The following is a 16,978-nucleotide window of genomic DNA, read 5'->3' as shown; positions in this document are numbered from 1 at the left end:
GTATCTTTAGACTGATTGAGAAAAAGCATGATCGTAAACGCCGAATGGCGGCATACCCCCAAGGCTATACCGCCAGCGCCATATTATCGCGCCATTAACGCAAACACCCCCCAGCCAAAGTACTCCCGCGAGTACGTCACATGACGTTCAGGCGCTGTCGTCAGCTCCGCCCGAACCTCCTGCGCGAAGTCATCTTCTGGGTTTTCCTCCAGCCAGCGACGCATGGTCATCCATTTTGCGGCTTCGTACCTGTCCCAGCCTTCCTGGTCTGCCAGCACCATTTCAACCAGGTCATAGCCCTGTTGATCGAAAGACGCAACCAGACCGGGCAGAGTGAGAAAGTCTGCAATCGACGAGACGCCGCACGCCTGGGCTGTCTCCTCCGTCGCGGGTACCTGACGCCAGTACGGTTCGCCAATGAGCATTATTCCCCCGGGCTTGAGGCTTTTTGCCAGCAGATCCATCGTCCCGGCTACGCCACCCGCAATCCAGGTTGCGCCAACGCAGGCCGCCACGTCACATTTTTCATTCGCGACATAGCCAGCCGCGTCGTTATGAATGAAATGGACGCGTTCGCTGACGCCGAGTTCCTCTGCGCGCCGCGTGGCCTGCGCGGTGAAGAGCGGGCTCATGTCGATGCCGGTACCGGTGATACCGTAATCACGTGCCCAGGTGCAAAGCATCTCTCCCGAGCCGCTGCCAAGATCGAGAATGCCTGTGCCTCGCTTCATGCGTAACACGCGACCCAGCGTCGCGTACTTCTCTTGCGTAAAGGGGTTATGAATGCGGTGTTCGCTTTCGCTAACAGTAAAAATACGTGGGATATCCATCATCCTCTCCTTAACGGTTATCGGGCTGGGCGCGGACGTTATTCAGCCCGGTAGTGTTAATGCGGTAGGGCTGACCGTTAACGGATTTGATCAGCTTTTTGGTTTTGAGCTTTTTGAAAACGGCGAGCGTGCAGTCAGCCAGCAGTAGCCCTTCGCGGCTATAGCATTCAACGGCGGTGACGCGGCCGGAGGTATTGCGGACGTGCACAATACGGCCACCTTTGGCGAGAACGTGTAAGGTACGTTGTTCCTGACGGGATAAATTCATACTGGAAAACCTGTTTAATCATCATGTGCAAAACGTGCAAACACACAGCGGTGTCCGCATTCGATTTCGGCGCATTGATAATCAGTCCGGCCTGGAAAGGTCGGTAAGCTGATTATCGGATGATTACATTCTCCAGCATCAAAGCCTCGGGTTGAGTTGAAAGGTATTTACGGGGTGAATGATAACACCTGATTTTTATAAGTGAATACCCAGGGGTGAAAAACGTGATCACGGTTGGCATCGGGTTGAGGAGAGGGAATCATTCCAGGCCGCTCTTAATTTTGCTGTCGACCTGAGGCTGTGGTTTGCTGAAAAGATATCCCTGCACAAGCTCGCAACCCAGAGCCTGAAGCCGCTCAAGCTGCTCTTCGGTCTCAACGCCCTCGGCTATAACGCCCATATTAAGGCTCTTAGCCATACCGGTAATAAGCTTCACAATATTAAGCGCATCTTCTTGTGTAGATATCGGATTGACAAAAGATTTATCGATCTTGATTTTATCAAAATTCAGTTCGCTGAGTCTGGAGAGCGACGAATAACCCGTGCCAAAATCATCAATGGAAATTCTTACGCCCAGTGCGCGGAGTTTTTTCAGAATCGCAATGGGGTTATTTCTGTCACTAAAGAGGGATGACTCCGTGACCTCTAACTCAAGACGGTTAGCCGGGAGCCCGGTCTCAGCCAGAACGGTCTGCACCGTATTATTAAATGATTTGCTGCCTAATTGAACAGGCGAGACGTTTACGGAGATCCTGGCCGGAACAGCCCAGGAGACCGCTTCTCTGCAGGCCAGTTTAAGTACGGTTTTACCTATCTCGTTGATCATGCCTGTTTTTTCAGCGGCGAAAATAAAGCTATCCGGGGAAAGCATTCCCTTGACGGGGTGCATCCAGCGAATAAGCGCTTCATAGCCGTAAATTTCCTTGCTGACGGAATTCACAATAGGCTGGTAATAAACAATAAACTCATTGTTTTCTATCGCCCTTGCCATATCATTTTCAAGCGTTCTGCTCTCCTGCAACTTCTGAAGCATTCGCTGACGGAAAACTTTAATCTGCTGTGAGCCTGCCTTTTTGGCTTCATAGAGCGCCAGATCGGCGAACTTATAAAGATAATCAGCACGTCGTTCATTATCTGATAAAACAATACCCACGCAGGTGGCAATTTTTATGAGCTGGTTATTAATCGTATAGGGTTTACTGATATTCTCGCTGATCTCTCTAGCGCGCAAAACGGCTTCGCTTTCGTTTAACCCACTGGCTAAAAAAGCAAACTCGTCTCCGCCTAAACGGTAAAATCTGTCTGAAATATTGCTCATGGCGGTCAATCGCCTGGATACCTGACGTAACAGTAAATCGCCAGCATCATGACCATAGGTATCGTTGACCTCTTTGAATCGGTCTAAATCAAATAACATTACCGTAACGGGAACATGATTTTCTTCGGCCTCAAGATTGAGTTTGCTGAGCTCATCCCAGAAGTACAGACGGTTTTTCATGCCAGTGAGGGAATCATGGTAAACGTCATACTCTAGTTTTGAATTCTGAATCTGTAGGGTCTCCTTGGATAACTGGAGTTCTTCTGCAAGACTTTCAACCTGCCTGTGCGCTTTAAGGATGTTTTTATTTTGATAGATCGTTAAAAAACCCAGGATAATACTCAGAATGATCAGCAGTAAAGAGAGGGCTGAGTAAATATAATACAGGATCTGTATTTTATGGTTGCTACTGTTAATCGTGCTAATGTCTTTCGTTAACGCGCTTGATGAAAGCTGACTGAGTGGAGCATCCAGCAAATGCATGGTATGAAGGTATGTTTTTACATCCGAATGGCTCATTTTTTCGAGGTTAGCATCCAGATACGTAAGGATTTTATCAAGGCTTAACGCGAGGTCATGATGTGCCTGAACGTTTTTAATGTAATGTCCTAAATCCCCCTCCTTAAACAGATCATTCTGGCTTAGCATAATTTCCAGCCGCATCCGGACCTGGTCTATCGTAACGTCATCGGAATCGGTTGCGTACAGACCAAGCCATGATTCAAAGCGGTAATATTCGGATACCAGTTGGGCGACAGACCATGACTCCGTGTAATGAGTCAGTTTTTGGAGCTCCTGCTGTCGATCGTAAACAAGAAAAGCAATATATCCAGTCGTGATAAAAAGAGAAAAAATGATACCAACCAGTATCCTGTTCATTATGTTCTCCTGAACTGCTATTCAATCTTCATTTTGCTGACCTGCCATGCCGATCGCGAATAATATATCTGATTATTTAATTCAGGAAGACTGTCGTAGGGATATACAATGAATGCCGGCCCTTTATCTCGGATGCGCATATATTCACCATTAACCTTCAAAGCGAGTATGGCATTATATTTTTTAAAGTCGCTCAGCGGGATGGCTGTCGCGTAATCATTAAGCGCTATAACATTGACCACGTTACCCTTTGCGCCAATATAATCCATGAGTTTGCTCATTGGAACACCCTCAAACTTTGTGCGGCCATTATACCAGGGGGATGATGTCTGGAAGCTCACCATACCGAGTTTTTCAAGGCTGGCGATATCAAACACGGCTTTTCCACTTTCATTCGTGTTCTCGATATTACCGTAAATCGTTAAAATGGGTTTACCAGCAGGTTTTGGCAACTCACCAGCCAGGGTGACGCTTTGCACTAAAAAGCAGCACAGCATTAGGATTAATCGCATTTCAGCCTCCACGTTTTAACATAAGTATAAGAATTATAATTTAGTTATCCTACTAGTTTATATATTTTATCTTTCCCCACGTGTATCCATCATAATCAGGATGTAAAAACGCCGTCAGTCGGCAGCCACCCGAGCGATGCTTAACCTTCTTACCGCAGACGCATGACAAGGAACCGTCCATCATGAAAAAAGATAGCTATGCCTTTTTAATTCCACTCATCGTTGGCGGGTTAGCGTTGATATTTGGCTTTGTTGTCTGGTCAATCGAGATTTATCGCGTGACATTTCTTACGGCCCTGGGGGAACAGTATCTTGCGGCTGTCACATTGCTGCTGCCGCTGGTGGCGATAGTGATGTTCGCCGCGAAGAGGGCGTTTAAAGACAAAACCCTTGTTGACGTTGTCAAACTTTACCTCGGCCTCATCATCTTCAGCCTGCCGGTTGCCATTTTCGTCATCTTTACCGCGGCCTGGCTACTGAACGGAGAATACTCTGCCTGGAGCCAACCTTACCGGTATGAATCCGGCAGCAGAAATAGCTGTTCGGGGGCGGAAGTCTATGAGCCGGAACTCAAGAGAGAGATCCGCATCTGTTATCCTCAGGGATATTATTTAATCGATGGCACCCTGTACGTGGAAAAGCGGAGTAATTCGCTGGGTATGGTGGTGCTTTGGGCGATCGCGCGATCCTGAACCTCAGGCTCGAATAACCCCTTTAGCCCGCCTCCAGCATCCCAAAGCTGACAATCCGCGAGCGGCCCAGCTCTTTCGCCCGGTACAACGCGACGTCCGCCGCGCGCAGCAGATTATCGCTCTGGGCGTGCTGCGGATAGCTGGCGATCCCGATCGACACATCCACCGGGCCAATCTCCGAAAGCCCGTAGCGCAGCGAAAGCGCATGCACGCCGTTGTAGATCTCCGTTGCAGCGGCGTGCGCTGCTTCCTCATCTGCACCGGTAAGAAGCACCAAAAACTCTTCCCCCCCATAGCGGAAGGCCAGCCCGCTATCGTGTACCGCCCGTTGAATAATGGCTGCCACGCTTTTGATCACCAGATCGCCAGCCTCATGACCAAAGCGGTCATTAATGCTCTTGAAGTGATCGATATCGATCATCAGGCAGCTTACCGGCTTCTCGTTACGCACGGCCTGCTTCATTTGAGTACGTAACGTATCTTCCAGATGGTGGCGGTTACGCAGCCCCGTCAAGGGATCGAACAGGGCTTTTTCCAGCAGCGCATCGCGCAGCCGCTGGTTGGCCAGCGCCAGTCCCAGCGCCTCGGCCATCAGTTCCAGATAGGCGCGGGACGGCGCGGTTTCAGGCGTGATATCCTGGAATGAGAGCAATCCAATCGCCTCGCCCTGAGCAATCAGGGGAACGCACAGCGATTGCTGCGCCTGTGATTCGGGCAGATGATAACAGCCGATATCCGGCTCGCCGTTCACTGGCGGATGGCTTTGACCACGCCGGACGGCCCAGCATTCGTCAGGATGGAACGGCTTTTTATCCCCTTCTGGCGATAGCCATTCGGCCGTACAGCGCATCTGCCACGGCTCGCGTTCCAGAATATACAGGCGCCCTGAAACCCCCGGCGCAATATTGGGTGCAAACAGCTCCGCCACATTCATCACGTCGGCAAAGTTTTCACAGCCCTGCAACCGCTGGGTCATTCGCGCCAGCAGTTCGCGGATGGCCCAGTCAGCATCGCGCTCTTTTTCCAGCCGCTGCCTTGCCAGCCCGTTCTCACGGAAGATGCGGATGGCCTGCGCCATATCACCGATTTCATCAACCTGGGTAAAGTTCGGCGTTTCGACGGCGTAATCCTGCGATGCAAGACGATGAACTATGTCACTCAGACGCACCACCGGACGGAGTACGCGGCGCTTGAGGATGAAAACCATCACAAACAGGAAGAGCAGGGCGGTCAGGCCGACCATCACCTCAGAGGCCGTTCGAAGCGTTTTGGACGTTTTGGTTGCGGCCTGCACGTCGGCAATAATGCGCTTGTCCAGCAGCATGCGAAAGCGTTCGATAGTGTTGTGTGCCCGTTCGAGTTCCAGCTCATAGCTCTTACCAAACAGCAGCGAAACGGCCTGCTGTTCCTCGCCACGGGCGATACCGTCAATGGCTGCCTGCTGTTCATCCTGGAGATCGTCTACAATTTTCAGTCCGTCGTACAGCAGCGCCAGCTCTTCGCCCGATGCCCCCGTATTTTTGAGCTGTCGCAGCGTGTGTTCGATATTCTTCAGCTCGGCTTCTTTCGCCTGATATTTCTCAAGCACCTCGGGCTCTTTTTGGATGACGTAAAGCCGCGCCAGATCGGAGAGCATCCAGGTGTCTGTCTCGATCTCCTCCGTCAGCTGATCGAAGACCTGGCGTTGTTTAACGGCTTCACGTTCGATGTTATCGGCGTGGGAAGCCATCAGCATGACGATGCCGGAGGCAATGGTCAGGCACACCGTGACACCATAAGCCCAGTTCGTGATCGTGGCGATTCGCACCTGTTGGATCCTTCTACGACAAATGTGGAAGAGCGTTCATTTCAGATTATAGAAAACCTCTGATTTATCGCGAAAAAAAAGGCGGCACAGGGCCGCCTCACAGAACGCGTTTATTTATAGATCCGGAGAATTTCTCCCCTCTTCGATAAAGTCTGCGTCCAGCTCCTCGGCGTTGCCTGCGTGGTCGCGGCCGGAGAAGAGGTTCCAGCAGGCGATAAACAGAGCGGCAATCAGCGGCCCAATCACAAAGCCGTTGATGCCATACAGCTCCATACCGCCGAGCGTGGTAATCAGTATCAGGTAGTCCGGCATTTTGGTGTCTTTGCCCACCAGCAGCGGACGCAACAGGTTGTCCACCAGCCCGACGATAATGACGAAGAAGCCCACAATGAACAGACCCTGCCACAGCTGGTGAGTGGCAAACAGGAAGATGGCGGCGGGAACCCAGACGATGGCCGACCCAACGGCAGGCACCAGGGAGAGAAATGCCATCAGTGCGCCCCACAATACGCTGCCGTCAATACCGACAATAGCAAAGGCAATACCACCAAGCGTGCCCTGAACCACCGCCACGACCGCCGTGCCTTTTACCGTGGCGCGCGACACGCCGACAAACTTAGCGAACAGGTGCTGTTTGACGAAGTCAGACAGCGGCAGCGAGTCGAGGATCTGGCGCACCAGATACGGCCCGTCTTTCAGCAAGAAAAACAGCAGATACAGCATAATGCCAAAGCTGATGGCAAAGCCGAACGTCCCTTTCCCAATCAGGAACGCGCTGCCCGCCAGATACTGCCCGCCCTGTAACGCGACATCGGAGAGTTTTTTCTGGATCTGCGCGGCGTTGGTCAGGTTGTGATCCGCCAGGAAGCCGCTGGCCCAGTCCGGCAGGCGGTTGAAGATACCGGCGATCACTTCCGGGAACTGCGTGTTGTTCTGTTGCAGCCTGGTGTAAACCATGTTCAGTTCCACCGCGAGCGAGGAAAGGATCACCATCAACGGAATAAACACGATCAGGCAGATAATGCCGAGTGTGAGGAGTGAAGCCAGCCCGTTGCGATCGCCCAGCGCGGTACGCAGTTTGTTTTTCACCGGGTTGAAAATGATGGTCAGGATCGCGGCCCACAGAATCGCCGAGAAATAGGGAGACAGCACGTCAAAGAAGGCCCAGGTTACAAGGGCCAGGATGAGAATAAAGAAACCTTTGGTCAGTCCGTTAAATCGCATAATGAGTCCTGGTGAAGAAGAAACTGTGTCGACTATAGAACTGATTTAAGGATTTACCAATAATTGCGCTGAAGTCGCGCCGGGTGGCTTTTTGTTAACAATCGCGGTATAACACTCCTTCTTTGGATGTTTAGATGTCCATACGTTTAGAAGGTAACATGCAAACACAACAAGAAAACGGGCAACTTAAGCGCACCATGAAAACCCGCCACCTGATTATGCTCTCGCTGGGTGGCGTTATCGGCACAGGGTTATTCTTCAATACCGGATATATCATCTCGACAACCGGCGCGGCGGGCACGCTGCTGGCATATCTTATCGGTGCGCTGGTGGTCTGGCTGGTCATGCAATGTCTGGGCGAACTTTCCGTGGCGATGCCGGAAACCGGCGCGTTTCACGTCTATGCCGCCCGCTATCTCGGCCCGGCGACGGGGTATACCGTGGCGTGGCTCTACTGGCTTACGTGGACAGTGGCGCTGGGATCGAGCTTTACCGCGGCCGGGTTCTGCATGCAGTACTGGTTCCCACAGGTTCCCGTCTGGACGTGGTGCGTTGTCTTTTGCGCTGTGATTTTTGGTCTTAACGTGATTTCCACGCGCTTTTTCGCGGAAGGGGAATTCTGGTTCTCGCTGGTCAAGGTTATCACCATCGTCGCCTTTATTATTCTCGGCGGCGCGGCCATCTTTGGCTTTATCCCGATGGCGGACGGCTCTGCCGCGCCGGGACTAAGCAACATTACCGCCGAAGGCTGGTTCCCGCACGGTGGCCTGCCGATCCTGATGACCATGGTGGCGGTCAACTTTGCCTTCTCAGGAACGGAGCTTATCGGCATCGCGGCAGGGGAAACGGAAAACCCACACAAGGTTATTCCGGTTGCTATTCGCACCACCATCGCCCGGCTCATCATCTTCTTTATTGGCACCGTGTTTGTGCTGGCGGCGCTGATCCCCATGCAGCAGGCTGGCGTGGAGAAAAGTCCGTTTGTGCTGGTGTTTGAAAAGGTCGGCATTCCGTATGCGGCGGATATCTTTAACTTCGTGATCCTGACGGCGATCCTCTCGGCGGCGAACTCGGGCCTGTACGCCTCTGGCCGTATGCTGTGGTCTCTGTCTAACGAGAAAACGCTGCCGCGCTGCTTTGCCCGCGTCAACAAAAACGGTGTGCCGCTGACGGCGCTCTCCGTTTCCATGCTGGGTGGCGTGCTGGCGCTGTTCTCCAGCGTGGTCGCGCCGGATACGGTGTTTGTGGCCCTGTCAGCCATTTCCGGTTTTGCGGTGGTGGCGGTGTGGATCAGCATCTGCGCGTCACACTTCGTGTTTCGTCGCCGTCACGTGCAGTCCGGGCAGCCACTTTCGGCGTTGCAGTATCGCGCGCCATGGTATCCGCTGGTGCCCGTGCTTGGCTTTATCCTCTGTCTGGTGGCCTGCGTCGGCCTGTGGTTTGACCCCAGCCAGCGTATTGCCCTTTATTGCGGGCTTCCGTTTGTCGCCCTGTGTTATGGTGCGTACTACCTGACCCGAAACCTGACCACGCAGGAGCCTGAACATGTCGCAGAATAATCCGCTTACCGCCCTCCTTGAAAACCAGCCGTTTGTCGTGCTGGATGGGGCGATGGCAACGGAGCTGGAAGCGCGCGGTTGTAACCTTGCCGACAGTCTCTGGTCGGCCAAAGTGCTGATGGAAAATCCGGAGCTGATCCGCGACGTACACCTCGACTACTACCGCGCGGGTGCACAGGTGGCGATCACCGCCAGCTATCAGGCGACACCCGCAGGCTTTGCCGCTCGCGGGCTGGACGAGTCGCAATCCCGGACGCTGATCGGCAAAAGCGTAGAGCTGGCACGCAAAGCGCGCGAAGCGTACCTGGCAGAGAATGCGCAGGCGGGCACGCTGCTGGTGGCGGGATCTGTGGGCCCTTACGGCGCGTATCTGGCCGATGGTTCCGAGTATCGCGGCGATTATGTGCGTAGCGCTGAAGAATTTACCGCCTTCCACAGCCCGCGTGTAGAGGCGCTGTTGGATGCGGGCGCGGACCTCCTGGCCTGTGAAACGCTGCCTTCGTTCACTGAGATTAAGGCGCTGGCGGCGTTGCTGACGGCATATCCGCGCGCCCGGGCATGGTTCTCATTTACCCTGCGTGACAGTGAGCACCTGAGCGACGGAACGCCGCTGCGGGATGTTGTTTCTGCGCTGGAAAGCTACCCGCAGGTTGTCGCGCTGGGGATTAACTGTATCGCGCTGGAAAACACCACGGCGGCGCTGACGCATCTGCACAGCCTGACGTCGCTGCCCCTGGTGGTCTATCCGAACTCCGGCGAGCATTACGATGCGGTGAGTAAAACCTGGCATCACCACGGTGAAACGTGCGTGACGCTGGCGGGGTATTTACCGCAGTGGCTGGAAGCAGGCGCGAAGCTGATTGGCGGCTGCTGTCGGACCACGCCGCAGGATATTGCTGCGCTGACGGTTCAGCGCTGAGGCCTTTGCCGGGCGGCGGTTGCGCCTTACCCGGCCTACAAATTGCACGAACCGTAGGCCGGGTAAGCGCAGCGCCACCCTGCGAAACAACCGCACAAAATTCACTATCCTTTCCCGCTTTTTTTCTAAAAACGAATCGTCATTAGCGATTCTTTTTTATTCCTTTATCAAAAATCCCACGCCGGAAATACTGCCCTTATAACAACAAGGGGAGCAGACGGTATGGCAATTTCATCGCGAATCACGTTACTTGGTGCACTGGCGCTGTGGGCATTTCAGGCGCAGGCGGTGGACGTCACCGTCGCGTATCAGACTTCCGCGGAACCGGCGAAAGTCGCGCAGGCGGATAACACCTTCGCCAAAGCGAGCGGGGCGAACGTCGACTGGCGCAAGTTCGACAGCGGCGCGGCAATTGTGCGGGCGTTAGCCTCGGGCGACGTGCAGATTGGCAACCTGGGTTCCAGCCCGCTGGCCGTTGCCGCCAGCCAGCAGGTGCCGATTGAAGTCTTCCTGCTGGCATCGCAGCTCGGAAATTCCGAAGCGCTGGTGGTGAAGAAAAGCATCACGAAACCCGAAGATTTGATTGGCAAACGCATCGCGGTGCCGTTTATCTCCACCACGCATTACAGCCTGCTGGCAGCGCTGAAACACTGGGGCATTAAGCCGGGCCAGGTGCAGATCATCAACCTGCAACCTCCAGCGATTATTGCCGCCTGGCAGCGTGGCGACATTGACGGAGCATACGTCTGGGCGCCCGCCGTCAACGAGCTGGAAAAAGACGGCACCGTGCTGACCGACTCCGAAAAAGTGGGGCAATGGGGGGCGCCAACACTTGATGTCTGGGTCGTTCGTAAGGACTTTGCCGAAAAACACCCTGAAGTGGTGAAAGCCTTCGCCAAAAGCGCCATCGACGCCCAGCAGCCTTACATCAGCAACCCGGATGAATGGCTGAAACAGCCCGCCAACCTGGAGAAGCTCTCACGTCTGAGCGGTGTGCCGGAAGCTGACGTGCCGGGGCTGGTGAAAGGCAACACCTATCTGACACCTGCGCAGCAGGTCCAGCAGCTGAACGGGCCGGTGAGCAAAGCGATTGTCGACACTGCGACGTTCCTGAAAGAGCAGGGCAAAGTGCCTGCGGTGGCAGCGGATTACAGCCGGTTCGTGACCGACCGCTTTGTGAAATAAGGGGGCTGCGATGCTGAACATTACAAACCTGTCTGCCGATTACGGCGGCAAACCCGCCCTGAAAGAGATCAACCTGACGCTGGACAGCGGTGAACTGCTGGTCGTACTGGGGCCGTCCGGCTGCGGGAAAACGACGCTGCTGAACCTGATCGCCGGGTTTGTACCGTATCAGCACGGCACGATCCAACTCGAAGGAAAACGGGTAACGGGGCCGGGCGCAGAGCGCGGCGTGGTCTTCCAGAACGAAGGGCTACTTCCGTGGCGAAACGTGCAGGAAAACGTTGCGTTTGGTCTGCAACTGGCCGGCGTAGCGCGTGAACAGCGTCTGAATACGGCGCGCGACATGTTGAAAAAGGTCGGGCTGGAGGGGGCTGAAAAACGCTTTATCTGGCAGCTTTCAGGCGGGCAGCGTCAGCGCGTCGGGATTGCCCGTGCGCTGGCGGCTAACCCTCAGCTGCTGTTGCTGGACGAACCTTTCGGGGCGCTGGATGCCTTTACCCGTGAGCAGATGCAAACCCTGCTGCTGCGCCTGTGGCACGAAACCGGCAAGCAGGTGCTGTTAATCACCCACGATATCGAAGAGGCCGTGTTTATGGCGACGGAGCTGGTGCTGCTCTCACCGGGACCGGGACGCGTGCTGGAGCGTCTGCCGCTTGAGTTTGCCCGGCGCTATGTGGCGGGAGAGCCAGTACGCAGCATCAAATCAGACCCGCTATTTATCGAAAAACGGGAATACATCCTGAGCCGTGTGTTTGAACAGCGGGAGGCGTTCTCATGAGCATTGTCTTCAGTGAAAAAACGCGGCGGACGCGCCGTGCCTTACGCTGGCCGTTCTCTCGCCAGCTCACCTTAAGCGTCAGCACGCTGGTGGTGTTGCTGGCGGTATGGTGGGCGGTTGCCGCGCAGCAGTGGATCAGCCCGCTGTTTCTGCCCCCGCCAGGCCAGGTTCTGGAAAAACTGATCGCCATCGCCGGACCGCAGGGCTTTATGGATGCCACCCTCTGGCAGCATTTAGGCGCCAGTCTGACGCGTATTCTGGTGGCGCTGCTGGCGGCGGTCATTATTGGCGTTCCGGTGGGGATTGCGATGGGACTGAGCCCGACGGTGCGCGGCATTCTCGACCCGCTGATAGAGCTTTACCGTCCCGTACCGCCGCTGGCTTATCTGCCCCTGATGGTGATCTGGTTTGGCATCGGCGAGACGTCAAAGATCTTACTGATATATCTGGCTATTTTTGCGCCGGTAGCAATGTCGGCCCTGGCTGGCGTAAAGAGTGCGCAGCAGGTACGCATACGTGCGGCGCAGTCGCTCGGCGCCAGCCGCGCGCAGGTACTGCTGTTCGTCATTTTACCAGGTGCGCTGCCGGAGATATTGACCGGGTTGCGCATCGGCCTTGGGGTGGGCTGGTCAACGCTGGTGGCGGCAGAGCTGATTGCCGCCACGCGCGGCCTTGGGTTTATGGTGCAGTCGGCGGGAGAGTTCCTGGCGACTGACGTGGTACTGGCAGGGATCGCGGTCATCGCCGCGATCGCCTTTGGATTAGAACTGGGACTGCGCACGCTACAGCGTCGCCTGACGCCCTGGCATGGAGAAATACAATGAGTGAACGTCTGACGATTGTCCCGCTGGGGCCGTACATTGGCGCGCAGGTGTCGGGCCTGGACGTAACCCGTCCGCTGAGCGATAACCAGTTTGAGCAGCTGTACCACGCGGTGCTGCGCCATCAGGTGGTGTTCCTGCGCGATCAGGCCATCACCCCGCAACAGCAGCGCGCGCTGGCCCTGCGTTTTGGCGACCTGCATATCCACCCGGTCTACCCGCATGCGGAAGGGGTGGAGGAAATTATCGTGCTGGACACTCATAACGATAACCCGCCCGATAATGACAACTGGCATACGGATGTTACCTTTATCGACACACCGCCAGCCGGGGCGATTCTGGCAGCAAAACTACTGCCAGAGACCGGCGGCGATACGCTGTGGGCGAGCGGCATTGCGGCGTTTGAGGCGCTCTCCGCGCCGTTCCAGACCTTGCTAAGTGGCCTGCGGGCGGAGCATGATTTTAAAAAATCGTTCCAGGAGTATAAGTACCGTAAAACGGAAGAGGAGCACCAGCGCTGGCTGGATGCGGTCGCAAAACATCCGCCGCTGTTGCACCCGGTGGTGCGTACCCATCCGGTGACCGGCAAGCAGGCGCTGTTTGTGAACGAAGGGTTTACCTCGCGCATTGTGGACGTAACGGAAAAAGAGAGCGAGGCGTTGCTCAGTTTCCTGTTTGCGCATATCACGAAGCCGGAGTTTCAGGTGCGCTGGCGCTGGCAGGAGAACGATCTGGCGATCTGGGATAACCGCGTCACGCAGCATTACGCCAATGCGGATTACCTGCCGCAGCGAAGGATTATGCAGCGGGCGACGATTTTGGGGGATAAGCCGTTCTACCGTGCGGTTTGAGCCCCTCACCCTAACCCTCTCCCCAAAGGGGCGAGGGGACTGACCGGTGCGGTTTTCACCCTCTCCCTTTTAGGGAGAGGGCAGGGGTGAGGGTATTAAGTGCGCCTCTATATACCGCTGATAGCGGTTCGCCTTCAGATAACACAGATCCACCAGCACCAGCCCGTCGATACAGTTATTGAACGCCGGATCGCTGCCGAAATCGATAAACTGCACGCCGCCTGGCTCGCATAGCTCGGAATATTGTTTATAAAGCGGCGGAATACCGCAGCCCAGATTGCCGAGCAGGGATTTGAGCTTTGTCAGGTCATCCACGTAATCCACCCCGCTAAATTGCGCCAGCACGTCCGGGAGTGACGCCGGGTAGGGTTGACGCGAGGCGGCTAACGGGTGGCTGGCCGGAAACCAGAGACGATAAAACGCGACCAGCAGATCCCGGGCGGCAGGCGGTAAGCCGCCGGAGATGGACACCGGACCAAACAGGTAACGGTAATGTGGATAGCGCGCCAGATAGGCGCCAATGCCTGACCACAGGTAGTCCAGACCGCGACGTCCCCAGTAGCGCGGCTGTATAAAGCTGCGCCCCAGCTCAATGCCGTGCTCCAGTATGTCCTGCATTTTTTCGTCGTAGTGGAACAGGCTGTAACTGTACAATCCCTCGACGCCGCACTTTTCCACCTGCATGGCCGTTGGCATAAAGCGGTACGCGCCGACAATCTCGAGGTCATCATCATCCCACAGAATAAGGTGCAGATAGTCATCATCGTAGCTGTCGGTATCCCGGCGCTTTCCGCTGCCTTCCTCCACGGCGCGAAAGGCAATCTCGCGCAGTCGCCCCAGCTCGCGCAGCAGAGGCGCCTCTTCCTGCCCGTTGCGCTGCCACAAATAGATGGTTTTACCATCGCTGGTTTTGCCCAGACATTCGGCCTGCGCCAGCTCCCGCTTCAGCGTGGCCCTGTCTTCCGGGCGGGCAATGGCGCACTGGGTTTTAAAGACGCCAGGCAATCCCTTGCCAAGTCGTATCACGTGCTGACGGCACTGCTCGGCCATCTCACGCGATGAAAGGGTAGAGCTAAACCGATCATTCCAGGCAATCTGCTGGCCAATTTTGATCGGCAGCTGGCTGTGACGGCGGCGAAACATCTGTTGCATCAGCAGCAGCAGGGATACCGTCGGCGATACCAGGGTGCTGGCATAAAACAGCAGGCTGTTGTGGGCCTGAATATGTACCGGTAGCAGCGGTACCCGTAGTTTGCTGGCCAGCTTGATAAAGCCCGGATGCCACTTTTTATCGCGGATGCCTTTACGCGTTGGGCGGGAGACTTCGCCCGCCGGGAAGAAGATCAGCACGCCGGCGTTTTGCAGGTGCTGCTCCATCTTCACCAGAGATGCTTTTGCGGTTCTGCCGCCCATATTGTCCACGGGGATAAACAACGAGCTGAGGGGCTCAAGGTGAGACAGCATCCGGTTGGTGACAACCTTGACGTCCCGGCGCACGCGCGAAACGGCATACAGTAGCGCCAGCCCATCCAGGGTGCCCGTCGGGTGGTTCGCTATCACAATGAGTGGGCCGTGTTCGGGGATTTGTTCGAGGTCTCGGGCGGAAATGGTGCAGAGAATATCAAGGTGTTCCAGAACCTGCTCTACCATATCCAGCCCTTTCAGGTGGCGGTGGCTGGCGGCAAACTGCTGAAATTCGTCTTCGTGGAGCAGTCTTTTTAACAGACTTTTTTGCCAGGGTGCGGGCCTCGCCTGAGGCCAAAGGTCATCAAGAACGCTGTCGAGACTAAACATTGATCACTCCTCCTGCCGTCTTGCCCAGACAGTAGAAGGAGGAGATGTCGGTTGTATTGCAGTTTAGTGAAGATTCGCGCAGAGAGTAGGCCGGGTATGGCGAAGCCACCCGGCGCTAAAGCGGATTAACGCAGAATTTTCTTCTCAGCCAGATCCAACGCGAAGTAGCTGAAGATTAGATCCGCGCCCGCGCGTTTGATCGCCCCCAGGCTTTCGAGGATCACTTTCTCTTCGTCGATGGCACCCGCCTGCGCGGCGAATTTGATCATCGCGTACTCGCCGCTCACCTGGTATGCGCCCAGCGGCAGTTCGGTGCGTTCGCGAATGTCGCGCAGGATATCCAGATACGCGCCGGCCGGTTTCACCATCAGACAGTCTGCGCCCTGTGCTTCATCGAGCAGAGATTCACGAATCGCTTCGCGGCGGTTCAGCGGGTTCATCTGATAGGTTTTACGATCGCCCTTCAGCGCCGTACCTGCCGCTTCACGGAACGGGCCGTAGAAGGAGGAGGCGAATTTGGTGGAGTAGGACATGATGGCGGTGTCGGTAAAGCCTGCCGCATCCAGCGCATGACGAATAGCCTGAACCTGACCATCCATTGCCGCAGAAGGTGCAATAAAATCCGCACCCGCGGCGGCGGCAACCACCGCCTGTTTGCCCAGATTCAGCAGGGTCGCATCGTTGTCCACTCCGTGATCGCACAGCACACCGCAGTGGCCATGAGAGGTGTATTCGCAGAAGCAGGTATCGGACATGACGATCATCTCCGGCACACTCTCTTTGCAGATGCGCGACATGCGTGCCACGAGGCCGTCTTCTTTCCATGCATCACTGCCGGTTGCGTCAGTGTGGTGGGAGATACCGAACGTCATCACCGAGCGGATGCCCGCATTCGCAATGCGTTCGATCTCGCGGGCCAGATGCTTTTCAGGAATGCGCATCACGCCCGGCATCGCGTCGATGGCTTTGTAGTCATCGATCTCTTCTTCAACAAAAATCGGCAACACCAGATCGTTTAAGGTCAGTGTTGTCTCTTCAAACATGGCGCGCAGTGCGGGTGACTTGCGCAGGCGACGGGGACGAGCAATTAAATCGGTCATGGTATGCCTGATGTTTGTGGAACAAAGAGGCTTAGTGTACCTGAAAGCGGAGAGTGGTGTTTTACTAAAGTTGTCTTTTAGATTTTCGAAATCGATTAATATACGCTACATGTATTTTGTATATATTATAAATCTTATTATGGTGTCCAGAGTGGTATGTGATATTGGTGAGGCTTCTATATTGGTTTGGGATTATAAATATAAATGATTTATTGCTTTTTATTATATGTGTCGAAGCAACTAAAGTAGTTTGCAATCAGTTGAATTTATAATATTTATTCATAATGATTGATATTGTCCTGGGTTTATAAGCTTATTTGTCTGAATACGGACTTAATGGAATCATTCATTGAACCTTTTCGAAGTGAAACTGCATAATTCCTTCCGCAATTAAACGTTGCCAAATGATTTGATGGACAAACTTGCTTACGTCCCTGAGGA

15 protein-coding genes are annotated in these 16,978 nt (G+C 54.9%); 7 read left to right on the top strand and 8 right to left on the bottom strand.

From position 1 onward, the window contains the following. Window positions 1-83: 83 nt before the first annotated feature. The 4 genes from AC4OVS_RS17690 to AC4OVS_RS17675 all read right to left on the bottom strand — a co-directional run bounded on the left by AC4OVS_RS17690 (window position 84) and on the right by AC4OVS_RS17675 (window position 3,807). A complete protein-coding gene (locus AC4OVS_RS17690; RefSeq protein WP_491922762.1) occupies window positions 84-830 on the bottom strand; it encodes an SAM-dependent methyltransferase in 747 nt (248 codons plus the stop codon). A 10-nt stretch (window positions 831-840) separates the two neighbouring features. Then, entirely contained in the window at window positions 841-1,098 is a 258-nt protein-coding gene (locus tag AC4OVS_RS17685; RefSeq protein ID WP_022647185.1) for a YjhX family toxin, read from the bottom strand. 259 nt (window positions 1,099-1,357) lie between these two features. Next, window positions 1,358-3,295: a putative bifunctional diguanylate cyclase/phosphodiesterase gene (locus AC4OVS_RS17680; protein WP_491922600.1), complete on the bottom strand. Its 1,938-nt coding sequence runs from the start codon at window positions 3,293-3,295 to the stop codon at window positions 1,358-1,360. 17 nt (window positions 3,296-3,312) lie between these two features. Beyond that, complete coding sequence (locus AC4OVS_RS17675; RefSeq protein ID WP_022647187.1) at window positions 3,313-3,807, bottom strand: putative pterin-binding protein; 495 nt, start codon at window positions 3,805-3,807, stop codon at window positions 3,313-3,315. A gap of 182 nt (window positions 3,808-3,989) precedes the next feature. Between AC4OVS_RS17675 and AC4OVS_RS17670 the strand changes: the two genes are divergently transcribed. Further along, the gene (locus AC4OVS_RS17670; RefSeq protein ID WP_023299409.1) at window positions 3,990-4,499 is read left to right on the top strand and encodes a hypothetical protein; all 510 of its coding nucleotides are present in this window, start codon (window positions 3,990-3,992) and stop codon (window positions 4,497-4,499) included. A 22-nt stretch (window positions 4,500-4,521) separates the two neighbouring features. On the opposite strand, the gene AC4OVS_RS17665 is transcribed toward AC4OVS_RS17670, so the two are convergent. Together AC4OVS_RS17665 and AC4OVS_RS17660 are read right to left on the bottom strand one after the other, a co-directional pair. Next, window positions 4,522-6,306 carry a sensor domain-containing diguanylate cyclase gene (locus AC4OVS_RS17665; RefSeq protein WP_491922599.1) on the bottom strand — a complete coding sequence of 595 codons (1,785 nt, stop codon included), beginning with the start codon at window positions 6,304-6,306 and terminating at the stop codon, window positions 4,522-4,524. Window positions 6,307-6,420: 114 nt separating this feature from the next. Continuing rightward, window positions 6,421-7,530 carry an AI-2E family transporter gene (locus AC4OVS_RS17660; RefSeq protein WP_022647190.1) on the bottom strand — a complete coding sequence of 370 codons (1,110 nt, stop codon included), beginning with the start codon at window positions 7,528-7,530 and terminating at the stop codon, window positions 6,421-6,423. Between the two features lie 158 nt (window positions 7,531-7,688). Here AC4OVS_RS17660 and mmuP point away from each other — a divergent pair, with 158 nt between their 5' ends. The 6 genes from mmuP to tauD all read left to right on the top strand — a co-directional run bounded on the left by mmuP (window position 7,689) and on the right by tauD (window position 13,643). After that, window positions 7,689-9,089: an S-methylmethionine permease gene (mmuP, locus tag AC4OVS_RS17655; RefSeq protein WP_023305550.1), complete on the top strand. Its 1,401-nt coding sequence runs from the start codon at window positions 7,689-7,691 to the stop codon at window positions 9,087-9,089. Further along, on the top strand, window positions 9,076-10,008 hold the full coding sequence (mmuM, locus tag AC4OVS_RS17650; RefSeq protein WP_063148328.1) for a homocysteine S-methyltransferase: 933 nt from the start codon (window positions 9,076-9,078) through the stop codon (window positions 10,006-10,008). Before mmuP ends, mmuM begins: the two co-directional genes overlap by 14 nt. Window positions 10,009-10,230: 222 nt before the next feature. Then, window positions 10,231-11,193 carry a taurine ABC transporter substrate-binding protein gene (gene tauA, locus AC4OVS_RS17645; RefSeq protein WP_032624781.1) on the top strand — a complete coding sequence of 321 codons (963 nt, stop codon included), beginning with the start codon at window positions 10,231-10,233 and terminating at the stop codon, window positions 11,191-11,193. A 10-nt stretch (window positions 11,194-11,203) separates the two neighbouring features. Further along, the gene (tauB, locus tag AC4OVS_RS17640) at window positions 11,204-11,971 is read left to right on the top strand and encodes a taurine ABC transporter ATP-binding subunit (protein ID WP_022647194.1); all 768 of its coding nucleotides are present in this window, start codon (window positions 11,204-11,206) and stop codon (window positions 11,969-11,971) included. Then, a complete protein-coding gene (gene tauC, locus AC4OVS_RS17635) occupies window positions 11,968-12,795 on the top strand; it encodes a taurine ABC transporter permease TauC (RefSeq protein ID WP_022647195.1) in 828 nt (275 codons plus the stop codon). Before tauB ends, tauC begins: the two co-directional genes overlap by 4 nt. Next, on the top strand, window positions 12,792-13,643 hold the full coding sequence (gene tauD, locus AC4OVS_RS17630) for a taurine dioxygenase (RefSeq protein WP_063163716.1): 852 nt from the start codon (window positions 12,792-12,794) through the stop codon (window positions 13,641-13,643). The genes tauC and tauD overlap by 4 nt, the downstream gene beginning before the upstream one ends. 69 nt (window positions 13,644-13,712) lie before the next feature. On the opposite strand, the gene olsF is transcribed toward tauD, so the two are convergent. Continuing rightward, on the bottom strand, window positions 13,713-15,437 hold the full coding sequence (gene olsF, locus AC4OVS_RS17625) for a bifunctional ornithine lipid synthase OlsF (protein ID WP_171932812.1): 1,725 nt from the start codon (window positions 15,435-15,437) through the stop codon (window positions 13,713-13,715). A gap of 125 nt (window positions 15,438-15,562) precedes the next feature. Next, window positions 15,563-16,537 (bottom strand): porphobilinogen synthase, encoded by a 975-nt coding sequence (hemB, locus tag AC4OVS_RS17620; RefSeq protein ID WP_003859169.1) that lies wholly within the window; start codon window positions 16,535-16,537, stop codon window positions 15,563-15,565. Window positions 16,538-16,978: the final 441 nt, after the last annotated feature.

It is taken from the genome of Enterobacter sp. 4974935 (assembly GCF_058661735.1).
The sequence above is the reverse complement of the archived record's forward strand: the minus strand, read 5'-3'. Positions and strand labels throughout refer to the sequence as shown.

Excerpts from the sequence above, each read along its gene's own strand:
- AC4OVS_RS17690 (WP_491922762.1), bottom strand. The coding sequence starts at position 830 with ATGGATATCCCACGTATTTTTACTGTTAGCGAAAGCGAACACCGCATT.
- AC4OVS_RS17685 (WP_022647185.1), bottom strand. The coding sequence starts at position 1,098 with ATGAATTTATCCCGTCAGGAACAACGTACCTTACACGTTCTCGCCAAA.
- AC4OVS_RS17680 (WP_491922600.1), bottom strand. The coding sequence starts at position 3,295 with ATGAACAGGATACTGGTTGGTATCATTTTTTCTCTTTTTATCACGACT.
- AC4OVS_RS17675 (WP_022647187.1), bottom strand. The coding sequence starts at position 3,807 with ATGCGATTAATCCTAATGCTGTGCTGCTTTTTAGTGCAAAGCGTCACC.
- AC4OVS_RS17670 (WP_023299409.1), top strand. The coding sequence starts at position 3,990 with ATGAAAAAAGATAGCTATGCCTTTTTAATTCCACTCATCGTTGGCGGG.
- AC4OVS_RS17660 (WP_022647190.1), bottom strand. The coding sequence starts at position 7,530 with ATGCGATTTAACGGACTGACCAAAGGTTTCTTTATTCTCATCCTGGCC.
- mmuP (WP_023305550.1), top strand. The coding sequence starts at position 7,689 with ATGCAAACACAACAAGAAAACGGGCAACTTAAGCGCACCATGAAAACC.
- mmuM (WP_063148328.1), top strand. The coding sequence starts at position 9,076 with ATGTCGCAGAATAATCCGCTTACCGCCCTCCTTGAAAACCAGCCGTTT.
- tauA (WP_032624781.1), top strand. The coding sequence starts at position 10,231 with ATGGCAATTTCATCGCGAATCACGTTACTTGGTGCACTGGCGCTGTGG.
- tauB (WP_022647194.1), top strand. The coding sequence starts at position 11,204 with ATGCTGAACATTACAAACCTGTCTGCCGATTACGGCGGCAAACCCGCC.
- tauC (WP_022647195.1), top strand. The coding sequence starts at position 11,968 with ATGAGCATTGTCTTCAGTGAAAAAACGCGGCGGACGCGCCGTGCCTTA.
- tauD (WP_063163716.1), top strand. The coding sequence starts at position 12,792 with ATGAGTGAACGTCTGACGATTGTCCCGCTGGGGCCGTACATTGGCGCG.
- olsF (WP_171932812.1), bottom strand. The coding sequence starts at position 15,437 with ATGTTTAGTCTCGACAGCGTTCTTGATGACCTTTGGCCTCAGGCGAGG.
- hemB (WP_003859169.1), bottom strand. The coding sequence starts at position 16,537 with ATGACCGATTTAATTGCTCGTCCCCGTCGCCTGCGCAAGTCACCCGCA.